Genomic DNA, 23,340 nt, shown 5'->3' with positions numbered 1-23,340 from the left:
AATAAAAACAACGCTTTAATGCGTTGTTTTTGTTTATATAGACAATGATGGTGATTGTCTGTTGTTGAGTTTGCGCTTTGGCTGTTGAGTTTCTGGCTCTTTGATGAAGCTTGAAACAGGCTTTCGGTCTATCGTGATATTTTCGATACCTTTACTTCTTAGCTTAGATACAGACTTCTCTAAAAACTCTTCAATTCGTTTCTTAGAAGCAGTGTCTAAATGCTTGCTGTCGAGTAAGTAAACCAAGTGCGTATCTGTGAAATTGAATTTGGTTTGATTAGGCTTGTTAGCTGCTTTGTCTATCGCTTGTTCTGCACGATCTAACATCTGTTCTAATCGCTCATTCAACATCTGCTGAGTCTTCGAGTCAAAACCTTCAACCTCAATTTTATTTCTGATGTTAGGATCTTTGTTCAGTGCCACTTCGACAAACAACCACCTGTGAAAATCATCGATCTGACCTGACTCTGGTTTGTAGCTAAGGGTCTTAATATCAGGGTCATTTCTTAACAGCTCTTTATCTATCAGTAGAGCGTCTAACGCTGATTCTCTTGGACGAAAAGCGTTGTATTCAACAATGTCAGTTAAGTCATTCTTTTTGAAGATCTGAATGGTTGGCTCTGACGTATTTTTGTTAAGAACGATAAGCTTATTATTGAATGAAACGATTTCACGGTTTCTACGTTCAAGCTCCTTTTCAATACCAGATAAAAGAAACGCTTCTTTGTCTGTGCCTATCAAGATTCTATCAGTGATAGAGCTGGCGTTGATGTGTGCAACGTTGTAGCGCATAAAACGATTGTTCGGGAAAGCATTCATTATATAGTTGCTTTGTAGCTCTAAGATTGACTCATCATCAAGATCAAAAGCTTCTGCTATCGACTTACCTTGCAACTCTTCATCAGCAAAGATACTCGACTTGTATTTAATCGCTTTAAAGTCGAAATTCCCTTTCTGATTCTCAACAATCTTGTGATACGTCAAATGCTTTTGCTTGTTGATATTAACGATAATCCCAACGCTCAAACAGTTGTTGAAGAACTCGAAGAACTGTTGTTGTTTAAGCTTAGTTAGTTCTTCTGTTGGTTCTGAACCAATTACAAGCTGTTGATTAAGCTTGTTCATAGCCCTGTCATACTTGTCTCTAATCACTCGCTCAACTGCGTCTATTCTGAAATTTTTGTCTTTGGTCAAAATCTTTTCAAACGTCTGTTTAGTGATTAGATTTTTAGCGTATTTCTTTAAGATTTTACGAGTGTTGTGAGTAAAGCTATCGTTTACGAAACTAATACCAGATTGTTGATCTGTGATGGTAAAAATCTGTTCAGCGTCTTTGTGCTTTGAAGCATAGTGCTTAGATTCTGTTTTGTTTTTTATTTCACGTTTATCGATAAGCAAACCACGTTTTAAAAGCTCTTCTTGCAGCTTCTCGAACGTCATTCCGCTTTGCGAAAGTAGTTCATCAAGTTGGTTTGAAACAAAGGCTTTACGGTCGTCATAATAGCTCTCGGCATTATCACCAAGCTTAGGTTTTAGCTTCTCAACTTCATCAGCTTTCAAGTCATTCGCTTCTTTTTTGTGTAGACCTTGCGCCACACCTTGAAGTAAGTATTTGCTGTATTTTTTTTCTAACTTAGTTGATACAGCACGATAAGCCTCAACATAATTTCTTGGGTTTAAAAACAGTCCTGTTGTTGGATCAAATGGAAAGTCGATATAGTGAATGTGTGCGCCACTTTTCCAGTCTGGTGAAACGTGAATATTCATCAGCAATTGAACATCACCGATCTTAGTTTTTGTTTTATATTTCTTTGTTTTATGGGTCTGTTCATCTTTACAGTAATTAGCAAATTCTTTTGAAAACTCCTTAGCATAAAGCGTTAAAAAGTCTGCTACGCAATATCTTGCGTAGTCTTCTGCTGTATCAATACCATATTCAACTTTAAACTCATCTGAGATAGTGTTGTAGTTGTTGTAAGCGTCTTCTCTAATCAAAGCCAATTCAGAATCATCAAGCCTGTGGTGTCCTAAACGAACTGGCACTTCTGGAATGTTCTTAGTAGTTGTTTGTTTAGTATGTTCATCAATAGTAGTAATTTGACGATTTGATAAAGCTTTTACATTTCCATTTTCATCAATGTTTTTCCATTTTTTTGATGATTTATAGTTGTTATGAACATTAGACATAACTGATTTTATGTATTGTTCACACTTATCATCAAAAGCTTGATTTGGTGCGTTTTTAGCTCTTAACTTAAACCAGCTTTTGATATCAACATCACTGTCTATGTTAGATACATCAAGTGATCTTTCAACACTATAACCTTTGCCTTTCTTTTGTTTGTTCCAATATTTGAAGTGAGTAGAAATTGCATTCAATTCAAACTTTTCTAATCTATATACTTTTGAAATCATTGTTTTTCTCCTTTTTCTTATTTCATAACACGTATAAGAAAACTTACAATGCACAAACAAAAATTATTCTTTTTTCAATATGATTAAGCATTTTTGCAAAAACTTGCAAAAGTGCTATTACTTTAAAATAAACCTTATTTCTATATGCCCACTTTCACATTTGCAAAAGTTGCAAAAGTGCTATTGACAAAAGAAATGGTCCTGATAATTTAAATTATAAGAAACAATTTTAAGGAAAATAATTATGTATAATTCGTGGAAACAAAAGTTCATTAAAACTTTCAAAAGAAAAGAGTTTAGTAAAACAATCGTAGTAAAAGTGCATACAGATAAAGGTGGCATTGGTAAATCAACAATCGCTACTCAAATAGCACAAGCGTTTAGTTTAAGAGATAAAGAAACCACTGTCGTTATCGTTACTGCTGATGTGAATGAATGTTTGTTGAAGTATCTGAATGAGGAGTTTTGTCAAAAGCAACTTGGTAGAAAGTTAAATCTAAAACTTATCGCTATTGAAAACGCTGATAAGAAATCAAAGAACCAAATCAACCAAGAGATTAAATCTAAACTATTGGCTGATGAGCGATTAGAAAGTTTTCTTGAAAAGAATGAAGAATCTTTAACAGAAGATGAGTTGGAGAACACATTTTTCTTAGAAGACAAAGGTGAAATCAAACCTGTCGATATGATCATTTATGACATTGCAGGTGGTATCGATCAGATTGAGACTGATGAAGTGAAGCAGGATTCAATTGACCACTTTATCACTGTTGCCAATGCAAACAGCGCAAAATCAAAGCAACGTGCTTTTGTTTCAATTCTAAAAACAATCAAAGCAGAAGATGAAGCGTTAAAAGCTGCTATTGCTGAATCTGGTGATGATTATGCTGATTATAGTGCTGACGAAATCGCTGAAATAAAACAAGAGCAAGGGATTACATACAAATACGCTTACATTCATAGAGATACAAGAGGCTGTAAAAAAGACTTTTCTAAAACTAAGCAAGAACTTCGTGAAGTAGAAAAGGAATACAACGTTAAGATTCAACTAATCTACGTTCCAAGGATGAATTTTGAAGTGTTTGAAGAAGCTGGCGTTAGCTACTTTATAACTCGATACGAGTTAGAACAGAAAGGTATTTGTTTCCACACAATGAAACTAATTGAAGAACGTCAAGATATGACTGTTGCAGTCAAACAACTATTAAAAAATATTGCGTAAGAAAAAGGAGATTAGAACAATGGCATTTAAGATTAAAAGTAAAAAAAGTAAAGTAGAAGTGCAACAACAAGAAGTTATTGCTACTGAAAAAGATTCAGTCTCTTTTGATAAAATCGTAGAGAAGAATCAAAGCACAAAATCAGGTTATACGTTCATTAGATTGAATGAAGAGATTGTGCAAAGAATCTATGAGAATGATTGTTTTGATACTGATATTGCTAAAACAACATCTAACATCATTACGACTGCACATAGTAGCGATAAAAGATTTATTGTAGATAATGATAAAAAACAATCGAAAGGTAAGTTAGTAAATGTAAAACTTAATGATGATTTTTTCAAAATGTTTAATGATAAAAAGCGAGAGCAACTTTTCACTGTTAGTTTAAATAACTATGTAAATCAGCTTATCGAATGGGAGTTAAACGGCAATCCAGAAGTTGAAAAAGTATCAGAGGTTTTGAGCTATGAAGAGCAGTTAAACAGAGTGGCAGTCCACGCAACAAGTTTAGTTTTAGCGACGAAAGGCTTAAAAAAATCAGATTTAGTGAAGATGTTAGAAATGCCAATTTCAACAATTTCACGCTTAAAAACATTCAAGATTAATGCAACTTTAAAATACATCGAGAAGCTAAATTTTGTATTTGATGATCTAACAATTGATTTAGTAAAGAATAGAGTAATTTTAATTAATGATGGTGCAGAAAGTATCTATAACTTTAACAAGTTTTTGAACTACAAACCATCGCATAACGCATAAATAGATTGACTTTTCAAGTAAAAATCTGTATAATTTTAAACAAAGATAAAATAAATAATTTAATAAGAGAGGTATGATATGACTACAAGTTTTCAATGGTATTTTGGTGTTTTTTGCGCTGTTTTCTTTGGTATATTTCGTTATACTGGCATATTTATCGGAATGGTTTACAACGCAATTCGTGATACGATGTGTCAAAGTGCATTGCATTTTTACGGTGGACTAATCACATTAACTATCGCTGGATTCAATATCTATGAATATGTTAATAGCTTTTTAGCTGGATTTTAAAGAAGCACTACGTTTGTAGTGTTTTCTTATACATAAACTTTAACCAGACAACTAAAAATAAAACAATTCTTTTCTACGCTTTTATCAAAGCGATTTTCTGATTTTTATTCTTCTTAAATGACTAACTTATCAGATACTATCAAACTTTCTAAAACATCATAATCACTCACTAACTTTGAAATTCTAATAGATTCATTTCTATCACGTAAAACAAAACCAGATTCATTCTTATAGATACAAAGTTCATCTACATTCAACAAACCTTCATACATTGATTGAGAATCCATTTCAGACATAAAGCAATGCTTATCAAAGTCGATTACTCTTACTGCGTCTTGCTTGTTTAAATCAAAGTTAATCAATACATTTAAAGCCTTTTCAAGATCACCAGTTCGATTGTAAAACTCAACTATTTCATCAGATAAAATTGGGTGAACCTCATACAGAAAATGAGTGAATTGCCCTGCGTCAAGAGGCTCTAAAACTTGCTGTGCCAAACGGTCTACTTCACTTGAAATTGTCTGAGGTGGGTAAAGGACATTATCTTGTTTTAAGGTGCTGACATACTCATTGATTAGAGTGTCTTTCTTGTCTTTATACTCTAACGGTTTGAAGAGTCTACGATAGACTAAATCAGCTAATCGACCTTCGATTGGCAAGCTATCGCAAATCGTGATTTGTGGGTCAAGATGTTCAATGATTCGATAGAACTGAGAGTCAGTGTTTGTGAAGCTTGTGAGAGCTGCAAAGTCTACGTGAATAAAACCGCAAACTATCTGATTGTATTCAGTTTTTAAAGCAAGAAAACGAGTAAAAAGACTGCCACGATTTCTCATAGCAGTTTCAATAATTTCATAGAAAGTTTTGGTTTCGTTTTCCATAGCTCTAACTCTTGAACGTTAAAGCATAACAATAGTTAAAATAAAAACTTTAGTCAAATCAAAAAGATAGACTTACCAACCATTTTTAGACAGCCAGATTTCATCAACGTTTACATAAGTAAGATTAACTATTTCGATAGTATTTTTATGTAGATGTTCCAGCAACTTAGTTCTTGCGTGAACACATCTTGCAGGATCATCACCATTCTTTTTTACATACTCATTTACTTGCGTTAAAGCTGTATTGATTTTGTCTGTGTAGACCTTAATTTCGTCGATCAGATTGTTATTTTTATCATCAGCTACAAGTTCTTGAATCTTGATTGATGATAGTAGCTTAATGACTATCTCATATCGTGTTAATGAGTCTTGCTGTGTCGCTGTTTCGTTTTTCAAAAATGCTGATACATCGAAGCTGTTCAAAGCGTAAAGCTCTGACAGTTTTGACAGGATTAAGATAGTATCTTCATCTACCATTTCAGCCGTTGTTTTGTTCTTTGCAAGATAGTTTGACAACTGCGTAAATCTCTCACTCATCTTTGAATTGTGTAGAGCTTTTTCATCACTGATTTTTATCTGCTCTATACGCTCGTTTAACTGCTTCACTGACTTGATTGAAGTGGTAGCAGTCTTGGTTGATTTAAGACGTTTTAAGTTGTTAACAGAAGCGATAATTTGAGTGTAATACTCGTCATCTTCTGCAAGAGGTTGAGCTTTAAATTTTGGCTTTGAAAAATCGTCAATGATAGAGAAACAAGTCTCTAAAAAATAAAACAACATCTCTGTAAAACTACCATCATTATAAAGACATAAATACTCTGATTTGAAGTCGATGTTTTCGAGAAAAGTTTTAGCTTGATCTAAGTTCAATCCCTCATACGACTTACTGATCATTTGAGGTAGAACAACACCACTTTGAAGCTGCTTTACGTGTGCTGTGATTTGTTGTTTGTTAGGTTGAAAAGTTTTAGCAAAACCTTTCTGTTTTTCTTCACTTTCAGTAGTTGAAAGTTTTGTCAAAGGCTTATGTTTGATAAGCGAATCAAACAGCTCAACCTTGCTTAAAAGCTTCTTTGAATCGTGAGCAAATTCACTTCTCAATTTTAAAATTAGGTTCTCCATTTCTGTGTTTGATTTATATGACCAGTTCATTGTATTTCTCTCCATTTTTTAAAGCGAGTTTGTAGCTCGCTTATGCTTGTTCCTTCTGTGATTTTTTAGTTGTGATTTTCTTTTTATTTTGCTGTGAAATGAACTGCTTCAAATTCATTTTTACAAGAGATTCGAAAAGAGTTATTGCTGTTTCATTTGATAACTCTTCCAGTTCAATTTTCTGAGTTAAAAGTGATAGAGCTTCACTCTTCAAAGTTTGTAATTTTTGATCTGTTTGTGAAGTATCAGTAAGGCGTTGAGCTTTGCTTTTGGCTCTGTTCAAAAACTCTAAAACTTGTTCTCTGTTTTCAAAGTGTTTGATTGATTTAGACGCTCTGTATTCTTTTAACACATTCTTAATGAAATCAGATTTGTCATTGACAATTAGTTCAATGACATAGACCTGTGAAGCTGTGTTTTGTTGGTCTTGAATCATAGCGTTAAGATTTGGTTGTAGAATCTTTTCAAGCTGTTCAACTTCTTTCAGAAACTTAGAAGAATCTTTTGATTTTTCTAATGATGATTTTAGTTCTTTACACTCTCTTGAATGTTTGTTGATAGATTCATTCAGTAGTTGTTTTGGCGACTTCTCTTTTTTCATTTCTGTGTTGTCGTTTGTAATGATTTTTTCTTGTTCATTGTTGTGCATTGTATGAGTCCTCTCTTTAATAATTTATGCTCTCATTTATATTTATTATCATCTTAAAAAGATTCGTCAAACACATCATCAAACGACTGACAAGGAGTACATTTAGCTTTCAGTAAATGTTTTGGTTTTCTTTATCATTACCAATTTTGGTAATGTAATGAATACCTTTCGTCTTGCTAAAAGATAATATTCCCTTATCTAAGGTATTTCGTTTTTTCATTACAATCTTCATTACCTGTGTTGGTAATGAGATTTTTGAAGTGATCTAAAAGTCGTTTTTTGATTGAAAAAGTATCTGATAATTTTTTTCAAAAACTTACAGAAAAGCATAAAAATATTTTGGCGATTTACTGAAATCTCATTAACTCAATTTTCTTCGTTAAAACTGCAAGTGGATTAAAATTATAAAGTAGTTAATGGAATAACTCTTAGTTGCTTTTATTATGGCAACTTCGAGACAAGCTCTTGTTGCTTTTTCTGTAAAAGAATTATGCAAATAATAATATTGACTTTCTTTGTTTTTATGGATTACTGAAATCATAAAAGGAGAGAAATTTTATGGAGAAACAATTATTAAAAATTAAACAAATGTTGTTAATCATTTTTGTAATGACACTATCAATAAATGTTTACGCAAGTGATGAAACTAACTGTCTATCACCACAAGCTTTTGCAAAGCAGATAGGTGATGTAGATGGTGGTAAGTTTTTAAAGCCGTGTGCTGAACAATTGATCGGTTATGATCATCGTTTTATAAGTTGGAGTAAGACAACACTTACTCAAAGTGATGTTGAAAGTCAGAGAGAGTTTTTAACAGGAAAAGGTTTGAAAGTTGATCAAGTTAAACCACATCTGACAGAGCAACTTTTTCTTTGGGGCTACACTACTGCTGAACTTGCTGTTTTTGTCGTTTTGCTTTTATCTGTTTTAGCATTTTCATCAATGACAGTTTTCACTCAAAACAATAAAAACAAAACAGCTTTTACAAGTGCAATGGTTTCGATTTGTTTTGCATTAGTTTTACTAACTGCTGCTTCAAGTTCAAGCATAAGAGTTAGAGCTGTGTATTACCCTACGGCATTAGTAAATTACTTCTTGATTAGTCAACACAATGTTGAGTATCTGAACAGTCTAAACGATAATTTTTTAAGCACATTAACAAGCGAAACAGCAACATCAACAAACAAGAAATTGAGTAAAGCTTTTCATCAGCAAATGTTAGAACGTAAAGTCTATGAAAGTTGGGTTTATCAGAATGAATTTGGCTCACGAAATCGCTACGATAATAACTCTTGGACTGAGGTTGGAAAGATAAAACCAACAGCTCAACAAGCCCTTGATATTTCGGCTGAGTGTCTATCAACACATCAAGCAGTAATGGACTACAACACTGAAATTAACTTAACAGGCATTTTTGAGTTAGATGTTTCAACGAAATTACCAGAAGCTATAACCATTCGTTCAGGTGGTGCAACGGCTAACTACGAGTGTGAGACAAAGTATTTTGGACGTAAGCTTGATTCACTTTCAATACGTGCTGATTTCGCAAACATACTGACAAGATTTTTTGAGCAAAAATTTCAGTCTGATATGAGTGAAAACACTTCTGCGACGACTGATTTCAAATCAATGTTTAATGCAAGTCTTGGTGATGCTCAAAAGATATTCGAGAAAGTGTCTGAGAATGGTTCAAATGCCAATCTTCAAGCAGAAGGTTTATTGATGCAATCCTATGCTGCGGTTAAGTCTTCAAATGAATCAAGAACTAACATAAAGCAAACTGCACAATATGAAAAAGTGGTGAAGCAATTTGAAGGTCTGTTAGGTGATGAAATCCTGTTCAAAAATGCTGACTTCTCAGTGGCCGAAGCTATTACATCAATGAGAAATAGTGGTGAGGCATTTAAGTTCGCTTTCTTAGGTGGTTATTGTCATGGTGAAGATGAAATAACAGGTGAATGTTTATCAGGATTTCAACCTATCGAAGAATGGATTGGTGATACTGCAACTCTATTTCTAAATCAGCAAGAAGCACTTAAAACTTCTGATCACGAGTTTGCGTTAATGCTTGAACACGCAAGTAAGTTCAATGACTTTGATTTAAGTAAACCAAACCATCATTACTCACTGACAATGACAAACGGATTTCACTTAGATGCTTTTGAGTTAAAAAACATTGCTGGTAAACACTCTGTCTTAACTGCAAAAGCAGACGGCTCAAAAGCAGAAGAGTTGAGACTTGATGTGATTGATAGAGAGCTGGCGTTTGAGACTCTTTTAAATGCAATTGATGACGCTGTATATAGAAAAGCAGCGCAAAATCACTCTGAGTTTGTAGAAGAATTGGTTGGTGAGATTTTAAACGACATAAGACCAACGATTCATTCAGTGTTTAGCTTCGATCAGAAGATGATTGACGTAAACAAAGAGATGAGTCAAATACTTAATGCTTATCAAGATATTTACTCTATTGAACAAAGGACTTGGGACGTATCGAAACCTCAAACATATTTCCCTTATGACCTGAGAATTTTTGAAGTCGATGAAGATAAAATTGAGTTATTCAATACTTCTAACAGTTTGAGATTTTATGACGCTTCTTATCTACTTGATGAAATACCAGTAGCAGAGAGAACGCAAACACAAAGTGATGAATCGACACTTGATGATCTGATTAGTGCAATTGGTATAAGTGAGAAGTTAAAAGAATCGTTGATGTTTGGTCAATGCCCTTTAAGAACTACTGACAACCGTTGTGATATGAATCTTATTCAACAAGTGAATCAGAACAAAGATCCAGCAACAACGTGGACAGTGATTTTCGGTTCATTAGGTTTAGGTCTTGAAGCTTTTCAGACAGTTAAAAGTGGAGCATCGAGCGTTCTAAGCGTTGGTAAAGGTAGTGGTATTTTGGGCGATGCAATAGCTCTGTTAAGTGGTGCGCTTAATGCTGGCTTAGATACGATGATAGACACGCTACAAGGTCCAATAGGTTTTGCCTTTGCTGTTATGTTGATTATCACAATCGCTCTTTACGCTATCAGCTACATCGGCTTATTGCTTGGTATTAAATATCTGATTTACCCAATCAAAGAGGTGTTTGTTAGAGGTTATATACTGCTATGCACATTCGTTGTAGAAGTGATTAGCAACATTGGTAAATTGTGGGCTGGCGAGAACGCAAGTTTTGATAAAACAACAACAGCACTTAAAGACTTGTTCTTTGTGTTTGCGTTTTTCCCGATTGAGATAGTCTATATCACGACAATTTTAACAAGCTCTTCAATTGGTGGTGCGATTCACGAACTGGTGTTTGCAACAGCAAGTGATGATTTAATGAGTCAAGCTTTCCACGGATTCTTATTCGTTTGTATTTTGATTGGTGTGGTTATCTATGCTGTATCGTCAATTGACCATATCAGGAATACAGGTAGAACGGCTTTGAACCTTAGAAGTACACCTGATGATAATGACTTGAATTTTGCAACGGCTTATCTTGGCGCACAATCATTCAGTAATGTTAAAAATGGCTTGGGTAGTTTCTCTAAAAGCATTTCAAGAAGGTTTAACAAAGAAGAAGTGAAAGACCAAAAACCTAAAACTTCAACTAAACCAAAGAATACAGAAAAAACTATTGAAAAATAATCTTAAAAGCAATCTCAACAGAGGTTGCTTTTTTTTGCTGTTATAAAAGCTTTTACTACATAGCTTAATCTTATTGACTCTCATTTTATTGAATTATGCTTTTTTTATGATAATCGTATTAATAAGAAACAATTATAAAAAGGCTTAAAAATGAAAAGAATAATATTAATGATTATGTTGCTATTTGGTAGTCAAATGACGTTAGCAACAAACAGTAAGATTGATGATTGTCCTACGTTGTCAGGGTATGGAAGCACAATGATGAATCAATTTGAAGAAGTAAGTAAATGTATAGATAATCAGCGTCAAAACAATAAATCTGATAAAACTAAAAATGCTTATGAAAATTTAACTGATACAACGATTAGAGAGATTGATCCATTGTGGGGCTACGCCTCAAAATTATCAATCATAATGATCATCTTCACCTTCTTCATTACAGCATTAAAATATTTTGGGAAGATTGAGCTTAAAACAAAAGCTGATATGTCTTTGAACATAGCAACAGGTGTTTTTCTTGGGATATTTGCTGTGTCGTCTCATAGAGTATCTTTGCTTAATACGTTTATGATTGACCAGATCCAAAATCCAGCTCTTGAAGCGTTTACGGTAGCAAACAAGATTCAACAGCTATCGAGTAGTGATACAAGAGAAGTGCTTGATTACAACATCATACCAATCAACGAGAAAGCGCAAGTCGTGAGTTATTCAATCATTGAAAGTGAGCTATGCGCAGCGGAATACGAGCAAAACGAGATGATTCAACACGACTTTAATGACCAAAATACCTGGGCTAATAGTGATGTGTCTGAGTGTCTTGAAGAACAGAAAAAAATCGGCGAAAAGGTTGGTTTCATGGAAGCTGGCGGTCGTTCTCCGCTTAACTACGCTGTGAAAATGTGTAGTCAAAAAGTAAGGGGTGAGATTTACGACTGTGGATCTATCAGGAACTACTCTAATAGTTCAATAAACAGCGTCTTTGATGAATTTGCAGTGAAATACATTGAACTGGCTAAACAATATCAGGGCATCATCTGTAATCAAGAATCTCAAACAAAAACAAGCTATGAGCAAGCCAAGCATCTATGTAGAACGTGGGACTCTGAGAGCTTTATTTTGAAGAGTTCTAATCTTGATGTAGCGAAAGCAAATGAATCAGTGATTTTGCTTACAGCAGCGTTAACAGAGGCTTTAAAAGAGTCAATCGGGTATGAGATCAGCAAAGATTTAAAAACTGATATAGATACGTTTAGCTTTTATAGTCAAATCAAGGGGATTTTAAGCGCACCATTCGATGAAACTGAGGTGATTGAGGCAACAAGCAAAGCATTGTCTGGTATAGAGGTTCAAGAGCCATTCATAATCAATCAAGCGTTTGGTAATGAGACTGATAGACAGCAAGAGACTGTATCAACACGCATTGAATCAGTTGAAGACTTCTACGCTTACATCATTAAAGAGGTTGATTCAGTCTATGCCAGTGATGAGATAAACAGTGTCATAACTAACGAGTTTATGGACGCTATTCGAGATCCGAAACGCTTTATTGGCACTTACGAAAAGAAAGGCTTTACGGTTGATGAAGTTCCTTTAAAGAGTGTTCAAGAAAATGCGATTCCACTTGCAACAATTAGTCTGGGTTTGAATTTTACTGGCAAGGCGTTGGTTAACTCAAAAAATGCTTCTCTTAAAGTTGCTGGTAAGAAAGCTCAAAAGCTTGGTTCGTTAGTGCAGAACGTGTTGATTTTAAGCTTTTGTGTGTCGCTTGTGCTTTTTGCTTACATTGTTGGGAACGTCTTTCAAAAAACGTTTTTAGTGTTGATTGACGTTGTAGTTAAGCTGACTACTAACTTGATTGGTAAGAAGAGTTTCATAGCTGTAATTCTGGCTATTGCAGAAGCGTTTTTGAGTGTGTCGAGGTTCGTGTTTGGTGTGTTTCTATCGATCTTAGCGTCAACATTTTTAAGCTCTTTGCTTTTCGTGTTGATGAATGAAGCAAATCTACTGGTTGTGGGAACTGATTCAATATCATTGGATATTATATCACCAATAATTTTTTGGACTGTTTACGTGCTATCGACAATGATTATCTTTCTTTTCTGTTTTAGAAATGTGTTTGAAGTGTTAGAGCAGCAAACAACATTTAATGGTTCAATCTTTAAAGCTGAATCGAAAGGCTTAGAACAAAACACAAGAAAAGTTGCTGGTATAGCAAATGTGATAAAATAATTTTTTAAAAGAAAGTGCTTTAAACACTTTCTTTTTTTGTCTGTGATTTGATTATTATTCTTTTATTGGTATAACAATATTTATACAGTAAGGAGAATAATTATGATTAAAAAAATATTAACACTAACAACAGTTTTAGTTTCAACATCAAGTTTTGCTATGACTTGTGAACAAATTGAATTTAACAAAGAAAAATACGGAGTGTCTGAACTGAATGGTTTAACACTTGTAGCAAAAGACGACCTTGATCGAAGCGTCATAGAAAATATGAGTTTTGCAGTTGGAGCTAATTCAACAGTATCGTTAAACAGTGCAAAAGCGTTCACTATGTATAACTATAAAGAAAATGGTGGGGTAATGAGCTTTGAGACTGAGGTTAAAAAAGATGGGGTTGGTAGATACAAGAATAAGCTTAATGCTTTTAAGTTCGTCATTGAGCGTATAAAACCATACACATACGATATAACAGTGCTTAAACCACGTTATGAGGGCGGTTTAAGAGATAAAACAGTTGTTTGGGATACTCCATCAACCAAGTTCGTGCAAGGTGCTGATATTGCTACTGCGGTAAGGTATGCAGCGATAGAAGATTCAATCGAGTATCGCAATAACTTCAAATGTGTAAGTGAATAATAAAGTGAGGGATTTTTGCAAAGCTGTTTAATCTATGCACTTTTGCAAAAATTGGAAATGTGCATAAATCCAATAAAAAGAGAGAGTTAAAAAATCTCTTTCTTTTATTTCTTTCTATTTAGTAAACTCGACACAAATGACTTTGCTTCTGGTTTATCGTCCAGTTCATCAAAATCTACGTCTAAATCGTCAAGATCATCATCAAGTTCTAAGTCATCGTCCAAATCATCATCGTCTAATAAATCAAGTTCAACATCTTCAAGTTCAGAAGCACTAAAACCATCAATATCTTCATCTAACTCATCAAAGTCTAAATCAAGATCATCAAATCCATTTTTATTTGATTTCGGGGTTGATTGTATAGAATTTCTGTCAATAATTTTTATCAGTAAGTCTTTTGAATCTTGGTCTTCACATAAGTCTAAAAATACTTCAAACAGATCTTCAATTGTATCGATTAACTTTTCAGCGTTAACAAGTTTATCTTTTACTGATGATAGTTCTTTGCTATGTTTGTCTCTTATCTCTGTTATTTCATCTGATAATTTATTTCTATCATATTGAAAACAATCTTTTAAACCTTGTTGCAATGATAATTCTTTGTATAGTTGTTTTATCTGCTCATCTTTATCAGCATTTTGCTTTAAAATGATTTTTCTCATTTCAGCTTCTTCTTTGTAGATAAAATCAGCAAAAGACCTTTGCTCTAATAACTCAATCAAATCTTGCTTTAATAGTTTTGAATAATCCATATGTTCTTTCTCCTTAATTATACTATTGAACATATAGACAGTGATCCACATTTTAGAGAAAATGCAAATTGAAAAAGCATATCGAAAAACCACAAGTGGTTTTTTATTCTGGTGAAATGAATTGACAAGACAATCAGTTGTTAACCATAAACAACCTCTGAATATTTTTCTTACAGAAAAAGGAGCAAAGCGACAAATAACTTTCTTTTAAAAATCGTAAACTTGGCAAAGTTTACTTATTATATTAAATATAGTTATAAATTTAATTATCTTAATTAGCGATCACGACTTGCCTGAGCTAAAACGATCACGCCTTGCCTTTTTTTGAGTTTTGTAGATTATTGAAATTAGTATTTTAATACTGATTTAAAAGAATGGAATAAAGAAAAGAAAAATAATTGTGTATTTATTGGATTTCTTAGCGATTTATTGAATAAAATTGCTGATCTGATATTGACTTAAAATAAAGAAATGATACAACTTTTATTAAGACGAAAAAAAAGCACCTTGGAGAAGGCACTCAATTAACATATCTAAGTCTGCGAAACTTATAGATATTGTAAAAAATCTAATCGATTTGTCAATAGAAACTCCATAAATAATTAAAAATTATTTTAATGCTTTTAACTAAGAGTCTTAAAATTTAATTATTATGGAGTATTTTTATGTCAATCAACAATTCTTATCAAAGCAAGTTCAAATCAAACTTTTTCTCTATTACAAGAGAACATTTACTAAACAAAGAAGTTAAATCAAGATTCATTAACTCTTCATTATCTGAATCACAAGTTAAGTTCAGAAACTATCTATTTTCACGAACTCAAATGCAGTTTAACAAACAAAGCACGTTCTTTGTGTCTTTAAATACGAGAAAATCAGTGAGCTGTGATTACCCTTTTACAGACAGTTTTTCAATAAAATCAATAGTTAAAGACTGGAATGATGAGTATTTCACACTATCTTACGAATATGATTACAGAACAGAACGCCAAGCGATTAAAGTTCAAGTAAATGCTGTTTATTACAGTGATTTTGCTAATGCTAACTTACGTGTGAATCTGACTGAACTAAACACAAAATCAATGTCAGTTTTCGCAAGAGAGTTAAAGCACAAGTTCATAAGTGCTGATAAAGAGAATTTCGTTTATCTGAACGATTTTGCTAATGAAGCTGGCAAGTTCTCTACTACTACAATCGAATGCAAAAAGGTTAGACACCAGACGTTTAAAGCAGCTTGCAAAAAGGCGTTAAAAGCTTGTTCTACTGTTGATTCAAGCACTATCAGATGGTGCAAAAACACTTTCAGATTCTTTTATGAACTTACAGAAGTGACAATGCTTGATAAAGCAGCAAGAGCAGCGAAAAGAGTAGTTAAAACTGCTGTTAATGTTCTTGATTCATTAGCAGAAAAAGCAAGTAAATTAGCTGATAAAGCCTCAACCAAAGCGATTAAAGAACAGTTGAGTAAGGTTTTTACAGCGACAAAACCGAAGCAGTATGCTTCAAACACACAATCAAAAGTTAAGAATAATGTTGTTAAAACTAAAACAACAAGCGAAGCTGTGTCTGATGTAGATGATTTTGATTGTTTCATTGATAACTTTTCGTTCTAAACTTGATAAAAGCATCGAATTGATTTAATTTTGCATAGTAAATTATTTATAAGGTGATAATAGCTATGGCGATGAATGCAATCGATAAAAAGATTAGTGTGGTTAAACTTATCTTTAAAGTAGAAAAGTTTGATGATAAAAATGAAACTCATAATGAACTAACAAGTTTTGGAGAAGGTGAAAATAAAAAGGTTTTCTCTAATCTTGATCAATTCAAAGAAGCATACTCGTTTAAAGCTCTACAACAACTTCAAGAGAGTCTTACAACTTACATTGAAGCTAACATTGAAGCAGAAGAAAAACGTAAGGCTGAGGAAGCTGAAAAAGCTCGTCTTGCGGAAGAAGAAGCAAAAGCTAAGTATGAAGAGAAGTTTAAGCTGTTTAAAGAAGTTGCAAAACTTGAACTCCCAGCAGATAAGCAAGATGATGAATCGATTGAAGCAAAAGCAAAAGAATTGCTTGCTGCACTTTCACAACCTCAATCTGTTGAAAAGTCTGAGTCTAAAACAGTTAATGAAAAAACCGCAAAGCCAGTTTATAAGTTTTACACTATTGGCGGTACTGTTGAACGTACTAAATCAAATCCAGATCAAGCCTTTAAAGCTGCACTAACAGCAATGGCTCTATCATCAAAAGAACAATGGCAACTTCTTCACGAAGATTCTATTGAAGCATTTATCGATGATGAGTCTCCAAAGCCACAAGTAAGTAAAAAGCTAATTCAGTCTTACAGAGACTTTTTTGCTGCTCGAAATGTCGAAGAATTACTTGCTAAACTAAAATAAAAATTAGTTTAAATTCTATTGTTTAAGCCACTTTTCATAGTGGCTTTTTTTATATCTGTAATCGTATATTGAAATATTCTTTTTTTATGATAACTGTGTAGTTATAGACATAAAAAAGGAGAAGCAATTTATGATAAGACAATCACTTTTAATCGCAACAATGTTAATCAGCACTAATGCTTTCGCTGATAAGTATAATTTCACTATTTCAGAATATTTTTCAGCAGATAAAACAACACTTACTACTACTCAAAAATTAATGAAAAAGCGAGGTATTTGGTATTTAGAACGTAAAGTTTATTCAAAAGATCGTAGAGGTCGCAAATCTCCAACAAAAATCTTTTACGAGTGTTTAAATGGTTTCCCTTACGATCCTTATAAAGTGAACTCGTGGCAGCATACAGATAAGAATCTTAGTGGTTGTCCTGATAAAATTGGGAAGTGATATGAATATTTTTAACTGTCTTTTAAAGACCATTATTACAGCAGTTTTAGTGTCATCTTGTAGCGCTTTTGCTATCGAATACGACACAACTTTTTATACTCGAAATGAAAAAGGTGTAGTTGTTGCGAAAGTAGTTCAAACGATTCATTTTAAAGACAAGATTTGGTATTTGAAACAAGTGTTTGATTATGTTGAATCTAATAGAAAAACAATATCTTATCAATGCTTCAATGGCTATCCATACTCACCTTATATTAACAAAAACAAATCTTGGACTGGCACTGATTCGAAATTAACAGGTTGCAAGCGAGTTAGACAAGAATTACTAAAAAAATAGAAGCTGATAGCTTCTGTTTTTGTTTATAGACTGAGCACTTGAATTTTACCCTCTTGATCGATCTGCTGTCTTAAGTCATACTAACTGTATATATATACAGCTTAGTTGTCTTATGAAAGTTATTCCTGTTCCTGCAAGTGCGGGTATCACAGGGTTTGAAAGCCCTGCTGCTGAGTATAATCAGCTTGATCTATCTCTTGATCAGCTTCTTGTCGAACGACCGTCTTCAACGTTCCTTGGGTTTGCAAATGGGGATAGTATGACTGAACTTGGCATTTTTGATGGTGATTTGCTGATTGTTGACCGATTTCCAATAGCTAAACATAACGATGTAATCGTAGCTAATCTAAATGGTGAATTTATCTGTAAAGTGCTTGATATGCACAAACGTCAGCTTCTATCTGCTAACTCAAAATACAGCTCTGTTACTATCAATGACCACGACACATTTACGATTGAGGGGGTTGTTGTTGCATCTATTCGTATGTTCCGTAAAAGCTATCTGTTGAGTGCTTGAACGTGTTTGCATTAGTTGATGCTAATTCTTTCTATTGCAGTGCTGAACAAGTGTTTAGACCTGATTTGCGTGGTAAACCTATCGTTGTTTTATCAAATAATGATGGTTGTATCGTAGCAGCGAACCGCCAAGCAAAAGAGCTTGGCATTCCAAAATTTTCTCCTTACTTCAAAATTCAAGCTGAATGTGAGTTTAAAGGTGTCTATGCATTCTCATCAAATTACGAACTGTATAGCGATCTAAGCTCCAAAATGATGAATGTAATTGGACGTTTTGCGCCAGAGCAATTTATCTACTCTATCGATGAGTCATTTTTGTCGTTTGAACGAACATCATCAGCAATACCGTGTTTGATAGAACACGGTCAGACACTTCGTAAAGCCGTTTGGAAAGAGTGCCGTTTGCCTGTATGCGTTGGGCTTGGTACTACTCTTACACTGGCAAAGTTAGCTAATCATCTTGCAAAGAAAAATGGTGATTTGAATGGTGTTTGCTTACTTGAAGATAAATACACTATCGAACAACTGTTGAAAAGTGTTGATGTTGGAGATGTTTGGGGTATCGGTAAACGTTTGTCAAATCGTATGCAGTTCATGGGTATCAATACAGCTTATGATCTAATGAAACGTCCTCCTGCGCTTTTGCGTAAAGATTTTAACGTTGAAGTTGAACGGACTTGCAGAGAGTTGAATGGTGAAATTTGTAAGAAGTGGGACTTTGTTAAAGCAGATAAGCAGCAAATCTTTTCGACACGTTCTGTTGGTGAAAGAATCACTGATATTGATAGTTTACGACAAGCGTTGGTTAAACACGCTTGTATTGCTTCTCGTAAAGCCAGAGAGCAACATTCACTTACACGAGTGATGATGTGCTTTGCTTCTTCTTCTCCGTTTGATGATAACCCTGCAAGCTTCAAAATCACTCATCGTTTTGCTTACCCTACGTCTGACATTACACAATTATCAAAAGTCGCTGGCGATGCTGTAAATCAGCTTTTTAGAGATGGTGTGCGTTATTACAAGATAGGCGTAGGTCTTCTCGATCTTTCGGATGGTAGACACGAACAATTTGACCTGCTGAATGAAAAGCCAACTAATGACAAGCTAAACACTGTCTTTGATTTTCTGAATAAAAAATATGGTACAGATTCAGTTTTTATAGCTGGACAAGGTATCAATCAAAAGTGGTCTATGAAACGACAACTTTTATCAAAGCAATACACAACAAAATGGTCAGACTTACCTAAGATTTCTTGTCGATAGCACTTTTGCAAGTTTTGCAAATGTGCTTAATTTTCTATTATTCCTTTCAATTATCTTATCAAATCAACATTTTTAAAAATTATTTTCATTGAAATAATCCCTTAAAATGCGCCTTTCTTTATTTTGATTAAAAAAACTTTTGCAATTGCTCTTGAACTTTTATTTTTTAATGATAAAACAATTGTAGAAACAACAAAAATTTAAACAAAATAATTAAGGAAATAAGATAATGAAACACAAACTATTAAACACGAAACAAACTATCGAATACATTACAAGTAGAGAAATCGAGTTCAAATCATTTATGCATGAGCAAGATTTAGAAAAGATGCTTTTTCAAATGATAAATGAAGAATATACAACTTCGTCAGTTATAAAGAAAAATACAGTGAAAGGTGGTTCTTTGGAACTAATTAATGAATTATTTGTTAATGAAAACTCAAATTTTAGATTTTGTGTTGATTTGAATTTACTTTCAGAAGATAAATACCCGATAGTTAATGATGGCTATTTAAAAGGTGATTATTTAATTACTCTAAGAGATATAGCTAATGGTATGGCTTCTTCAAAATCTTCAAAGTATTTTTGTAAAAATTATACAGAAGAATTTCAAGATGCTCTTATCGATAAGATGTCAAACATTATTAATAAGATTTGTTATTATCAAATTCACTTTGTAGAAGAGTAAAAAGAAGCGAGAGCTTCTTTTTTTACTTTAAATCAACCAATAAGCAATTTTGTAAGTTTTGCAAATGTGCTTAATCTTCTATTATTCCTTTCAATTATCTTATCAAATCAACATTTTTAAAAATTATTTTCATTGAAATAACCCCTTAAAATGCGCCTTTCTTTATTTTGATTAAAAAAACTTTTGCAATTGCTCTTGAACTTTTATTTTTTAATGATAAAACAATATTAGAAACAACAAAATAATTAAGGAAATAAGATAATGAAACACAAACTATTAAACACGAAACAAACTATCGAATACATTACAAGTAGAGAAATCGAGTTCAAATCATTTATGCATGAGCAAGATTTGGAAAAGATGATTTTTCAAATGATAAATGAAGAATATTCAACTTCGTCAGTTATAAAGAAAAATACTGTGAAAGGTGGTTCTTTGGAACTAATTAATGAGTTATTTGTTAATGAAAACTCAAATTTTAGATTTTGTGTTGATTTGAATTTACTTTCAGAAGATAAATACCCTATAGTTAATGATGGCTATTTAAAAGGTGATTATTTAATTACTCTAAGAGATATAGCTAATGGTATAGCTTCTTCAAAATCTTCAAAGTATTTTTGTAAAAATTATACAGAAGAATTTCAAGATGCTCTTATCGATAAGATGTCAAACATTATTAATAAGATTTGTTATTATCAAATTCACTTTGTAGAAGAGTAAAAAGAAGCGAGAGCTTCTTTTTTTACTTTAAATCAACCAATAAGCAATTTTGTAAGTTTTGCAAATGTGCTTAATCTTCTATTATTCCTTTCAATTATCTTATCAAATCAACATTTTTAAAAATTATTTTCATTGAAATAATCCCTTAAAATGCGCCTTTCTTTATTTTGATTAAAAAAACTTTTGCAACTGCTCTTGAACTTTTATTTTTTAATGATAAAACATAATTAGAAACAAAAACAATTAATTAAAAAAGGGTAAACAATGAAACATATTTCATCAAACACACAACAAACAATTGAATACATTTCAAGTAAAGATATCGAATTTAAGTCATTTGTTCACGAACATCATATAGAGAAACTAATTGAGGCAATGATACAAGAAAAATACATACCTTCATCAGTGATAAAAGACAATGCTGTTAAAGGTGGTTCGTTAGAATTGTTCAATGAATTATTTATCAATGAAAATTCAAACAATAGATTTTGTGTTGATTTAAAACTACTTGCTGATAACAAGTATCCAATCGTTAATTCAAGACTAAAAGGAGATCATTTAATACCTGTAAGAGATGTGGTTAGCGGCAAAGGTTTTATCCCAACATCAGAGTTTTACAGCGAAAACTATGCAAGAGAATTTCAAGGGGAGCTTATGACTAACATAACAAACTTGACCAACAAGCTTAGAGATTATCAGATTCATTTTGTGGTGGAGTAATTGAATGAAAGATATGACAAGGAGAATGATAGATGCTGTTGAGTTCGTAGAAGCACACTCAACACTTATCAAAGTCAAAGATAGTGAGCTTAGATACGTTTCTAAGCTACTGATTGAACATAGCTTAGTTATTCGTGTTGCTGATGATAGAAACGTCTACATTGCAAAAAATCACTATAAACTAATCTATGATTCAATTGCCGAAATGCCAGAGTTTCAAGAACTGGTTGAGAATGACTTGCAGAATCAAATCAGAAATGAAGTGGTTGCTTGGAAAAAGGGAAAGCGAATTAGGTTTGATACACGTTTAGCTGATACCAAACTGATGAAGTTCTCTAAGATTCTGCGTAAACAGAAAGGCACGTTGAAGAAGGTATACATAAAAATAGATGGTGAGCTTAAAGAATCGGTGTTGATTGACAAAAGGCTTGCAGATCATCTACAAGAAATATTTAAAGAAAAATTACAATACAAAAATTAAGGAAAAGGTAATGATAGAAACAAGATATTTAGATTTTGAAGGTTTAAAAACAACAAATGAAGTGGCATATGAATTCGCTGAATTTTATGACTTAACTACTTACGATAATGAATTTTTAGACACAGATAATGATGAAGATGTTGAAGATTTTCTACGTCTTTATGATTACAAATTTAACTCATATATTAGAAGTAGCCCCATCAATAAAATAGAGGTTGATATTGATGAGAATGGATTTGGAAAAAGATTATCTCTTAGTCAATTCAAATCTAATTTACTTGAAGTAGATGAAGACAAGGAAGGTACATTCATTTTTAATGCAATTCAATCTGATTTAATTAAAGTTATGGACATTGAAGTAAACAATGATGATTACGATTGTAAAAATTACCAAATCGTCATATTTTATGAAGATGATAAATTCTCATACTACATTTTTGACTCAAATGAGTCGGATTTAATTAGTTATGAACTAAATTCGATTAATGAAGTTGAGCAAACTATAAAGAATCACTTCGAAAGTGAAGATTTAGATTTAAATATTACATTAGGTCTTGAAGAAGTTCAGATTAAAGATTCGTTAGAACTTGATATGTTAAAAATGAGTTTTATTGATCAAGGATTCCCAAAAAACCATTTCTTAAAAACTACTGGTAAATATGGTTCTGATTTTTTCACATCCAAATGTGAGGAGGTTTATCCATCAACACTGTCATTAGATGAAGTTGATGTAGACTTATTAACTTTACTAAAACGTGATAGTGAAGCATATCAAAAGAAAGATAAAGCAATTGATTTAAAGCAAGATGAAAAGAAAACTAATAGAAGTCGCAATCGACCACGTTAATGAAGAGAGAAGCTATTTGCTTCTCTTTTTGTTTTAAAATAATGGTTAAGCACATTTGCAAGTTTTGCAAAAGTGCATAAATCTATGAACAACATTCCAATCATTTCTTTTCCAGAAAAGCAGTAGCAAAGCTGCTGCAATCATAGTTCTAAATGTTTTTATTAAAACTCTATTGACTTTTATTTTATCTATGTATTAATTGCTTATAGAAAGATTGTTTTTTCTTTAATGAAATTACTATCACAAAGTTTTCTATTTATTTTTTTATTAATTGTTTCGCCACTCAATAGAGTGGC

22 protein-coding genes are annotated in these 23,340 nt (G+C 32.7%); 17 read left to right on the top strand and 5 right to left on the bottom strand.

The window, feature by feature from the left end; genetic code table 11:
* Window positions 1–33: 33 nt before the first annotated feature.
* Window positions 34–2,415, bottom strand: coding sequence for a hypothetical protein (locus tag PVK70_RS10835; protein WP_130043351.1), 2,382 nt, complete (start codon window positions 2,413–2,415; stop codon window positions 34–36).
* 244 nt (window positions 2,416–2,659) lie between these two features.
* On the opposite strand from PVK70_RS10835, the gene PVK70_RS10830 reads away from it, so the two are divergent.
* The 3 genes from PVK70_RS10830 (at window position 2,660) to PVK70_RS10820 (ending at window position 4,688) form a co-directional block, all read left to right on the top strand.
* Complete coding sequence (locus PVK70_RS10830) at window positions 2,660–3,637, top strand: ArsA-related P-loop ATPase (protein ID WP_130043352.1); 978 nt, start codon at window positions 2,660–2,662, stop codon at window positions 3,635–3,637.
* Window positions 3,638–3,656: 19 nt separating this feature from the next.
* On the top strand, window positions 3,657–4,397 hold the full coding sequence (locus PVK70_RS10825; RefSeq protein WP_130043353.1) for a hypothetical protein: 741 nt from the start codon (window positions 3,657–3,659) through the stop codon (window positions 4,395–4,397).
* Window positions 4,398–4,475: 78 nt separating this feature from the next.
* Window positions 4,476–4,688, top strand: a complete 213-nt coding sequence (locus tag PVK70_RS10820; protein WP_130043354.1) for a hypothetical protein — start codon at window positions 4,476–4,478, stop codon at window positions 4,686–4,688.
* Between the two features lie 113 nt (window positions 4,689–4,801).
* On the opposite strand, the gene PVK70_RS10815 is transcribed toward PVK70_RS10820, so the two are convergent.
* The 3 genes from PVK70_RS10815 to PVK70_RS10805 all read right to left on the bottom strand — a co-directional run bounded on the left by PVK70_RS10815 (window position 4,802) and on the right by PVK70_RS10805 (window position 7,370).
* Window positions 4,802–5,569, bottom strand: a complete 768-nt coding sequence (locus PVK70_RS10815) for a hypothetical protein (protein WP_130043355.1) — start codon at window positions 5,567–5,569, stop codon at window positions 4,802–4,804.
* 72 nt (window positions 5,570–5,641) lie between these two features.
* On the bottom strand, window positions 5,642–6,721 hold the full coding sequence (locus tag PVK70_RS10810; RefSeq protein ID WP_130043356.1) for a hypothetical protein: 1,080 nt from the start codon (window positions 6,719–6,721) through the stop codon (window positions 5,642–5,644).
* Window positions 6,722–6,761: 40 nt separating this feature from the next.
* Window positions 6,762–7,370, bottom strand: a complete 609-nt coding sequence (locus PVK70_RS10805; RefSeq protein WP_130043357.1) for a hypothetical protein — start codon at window positions 7,368–7,370, stop codon at window positions 6,762–6,764.
* 558 nt (window positions 7,371–7,928) lie between these two features.
* Between PVK70_RS10805 and PVK70_RS10800 the strand changes: the two genes are divergently transcribed.
* The 3 genes from PVK70_RS10800 to PVK70_RS10790 all read left to right on the top strand — a co-directional run bounded on the left by PVK70_RS10800 (window position 7,929) and on the right by PVK70_RS10790 (window position 13,877).
* Window positions 7,929–11,015 carry a hypothetical protein gene (locus tag PVK70_RS10800; RefSeq protein ID WP_130048237.1) on the top strand — a complete coding sequence of 1,029 codons (3,087 nt, stop codon included), beginning with the start codon at window positions 7,929–7,931 and terminating at the stop codon, window positions 11,013–11,015.
* A gap of 258 nt (window positions 11,016–11,273) precedes the next feature.
* On the top strand, window positions 11,274–13,244 hold the full coding sequence (locus PVK70_RS10795; RefSeq protein ID WP_130048236.1) for a hypothetical protein: 1,971 nt from the start codon (window positions 11,274–11,276) through the stop codon (window positions 13,242–13,244).
* A gap of 102 nt (window positions 13,245–13,346) precedes the next feature.
* Window positions 13,347–13,877 carry a hypothetical protein gene (locus tag PVK70_RS10790; RefSeq protein WP_130043360.1) on the top strand — a complete coding sequence of 177 codons (531 nt, stop codon included), beginning with the start codon at window positions 13,347–13,349 and terminating at the stop codon, window positions 13,875–13,877.
* Window positions 13,878–13,981: 104 nt separating this feature from the next.
* Here PVK70_RS10790 and PVK70_RS10785 read toward each other — a convergent pair whose 3' ends face one another.
* Window positions 13,982–14,629: a hypothetical protein gene (locus PVK70_RS10785; protein WP_130043361.1), complete on the bottom strand. Its 648-nt coding sequence runs from the start codon at window positions 14,627–14,629 to the stop codon at window positions 13,982–13,984.
* An 854-nt stretch (window positions 14,630–15,483) separates the two neighbouring features.
* Here PVK70_RS10785 and PVK70_RS10780 point away from each other — a divergent pair.
* The 11 genes from PVK70_RS10780 (at window position 15,484) to PVK70_RS10730 (ending at window position 23,044) form a co-directional block, all read left to right on the top strand.
* Entirely contained in the window at window positions 15,484–16,242 is a 759-nt protein-coding gene (locus tag PVK70_RS10780) for a hypothetical protein (RefSeq protein WP_274441430.1), read from the top strand.
* A gap of 65 nt (window positions 16,243–16,307) precedes the next feature.
* Window positions 16,308–17,027, top strand: a complete 720-nt coding sequence (locus tag PVK70_RS10775; RefSeq protein ID WP_130043363.1) for a hypothetical protein — start codon at window positions 16,308–16,310, stop codon at window positions 17,025–17,027.
* Between the two features lie 130 nt (window positions 17,028–17,157).
* Complete coding sequence (locus PVK70_RS10770; protein ID WP_130043364.1) at window positions 17,158–17,472, top strand: hypothetical protein; 315 nt, start codon at window positions 17,158–17,160, stop codon at window positions 17,470–17,472.
* Between the two features lies 1 nt (window position 17,473).
* Window positions 17,474–17,809, top strand: coding sequence for a hypothetical protein (locus tag PVK70_RS10765; protein ID WP_130043365.1), 336 nt, complete (start codon window positions 17,474–17,476; stop codon window positions 17,807–17,809).
* A 112-nt stretch (window positions 17,810–17,921) separates the two neighbouring features.
* The gene (locus PVK70_RS10760) at window positions 17,922–18,326 is read left to right on the top strand and encodes a LexA family protein (RefSeq protein ID WP_130043366.1); all 405 of its coding nucleotides are present in this window, start codon (window positions 17,922–17,924) and stop codon (window positions 18,324–18,326) included.
* A gap of 2 nt (window positions 18,327–18,328) precedes the next feature.
* Window positions 18,329–19,588 (top strand): Y-family DNA polymerase, encoded by a 1,260-nt coding sequence (locus PVK70_RS10755; protein ID WP_130043367.1) that lies wholly within the window; start codon window positions 18,329–18,331, stop codon window positions 19,586–19,588.
* 229 nt (window positions 19,589–19,817) lie between these two features.
* Entirely contained in the window at window positions 19,818–20,276 is a 459-nt protein-coding gene (locus PVK70_RS10750; protein WP_130043368.1) for a hypothetical protein, read from the top strand.
* A 261-nt stretch (window positions 20,277–20,537) separates the two neighbouring features.
* Complete coding sequence (locus PVK70_RS10745) at window positions 20,538–20,996, top strand: hypothetical protein (RefSeq protein ID WP_130043369.1); 459 nt, start codon at window positions 20,538–20,540, stop codon at window positions 20,994–20,996.
* 264 nt (window positions 20,997–21,260) lie between these two features.
* The gene (locus tag PVK70_RS10740; RefSeq protein WP_130043370.1) at window positions 21,261–21,716 is read left to right on the top strand and encodes a hypothetical protein; all 456 of its coding nucleotides are present in this window, start codon (window positions 21,261–21,263) and stop codon (window positions 21,714–21,716) included.
* Between the two features lie 4 nt (window positions 21,717–21,720).
* Window positions 21,721–22,197, top strand: a complete 477-nt coding sequence (locus PVK70_RS10735) for a hypothetical protein (RefSeq protein ID WP_130043371.1) — start codon at window positions 21,721–21,723, stop codon at window positions 22,195–22,197.
* Between the two features lie 10 nt (window positions 22,198–22,207).
* Entirely contained in the window at window positions 22,208–23,044 is an 837-nt protein-coding gene (locus tag PVK70_RS10730) for a hypothetical protein (RefSeq protein ID WP_130043372.1), read from the top strand.
* The last annotated feature ends 296 nt before the right edge of the window (window positions 23,045–23,340 follow it).

Origin of the sequence: Aliivibrio sp. A6, from assembly GCF_028765505.1 — a bacterium.
GTDB lineage: Bacteria > Pseudomonadota > Gammaproteobacteria > Enterobacterales > Vibrionaceae > Aliivibrio > Aliivibrio finisterrensis_A.
The sequence above is the reverse complement of the archived record's forward strand: the minus strand, read 5'-3'. Positions and strand labels throughout refer to the sequence as shown.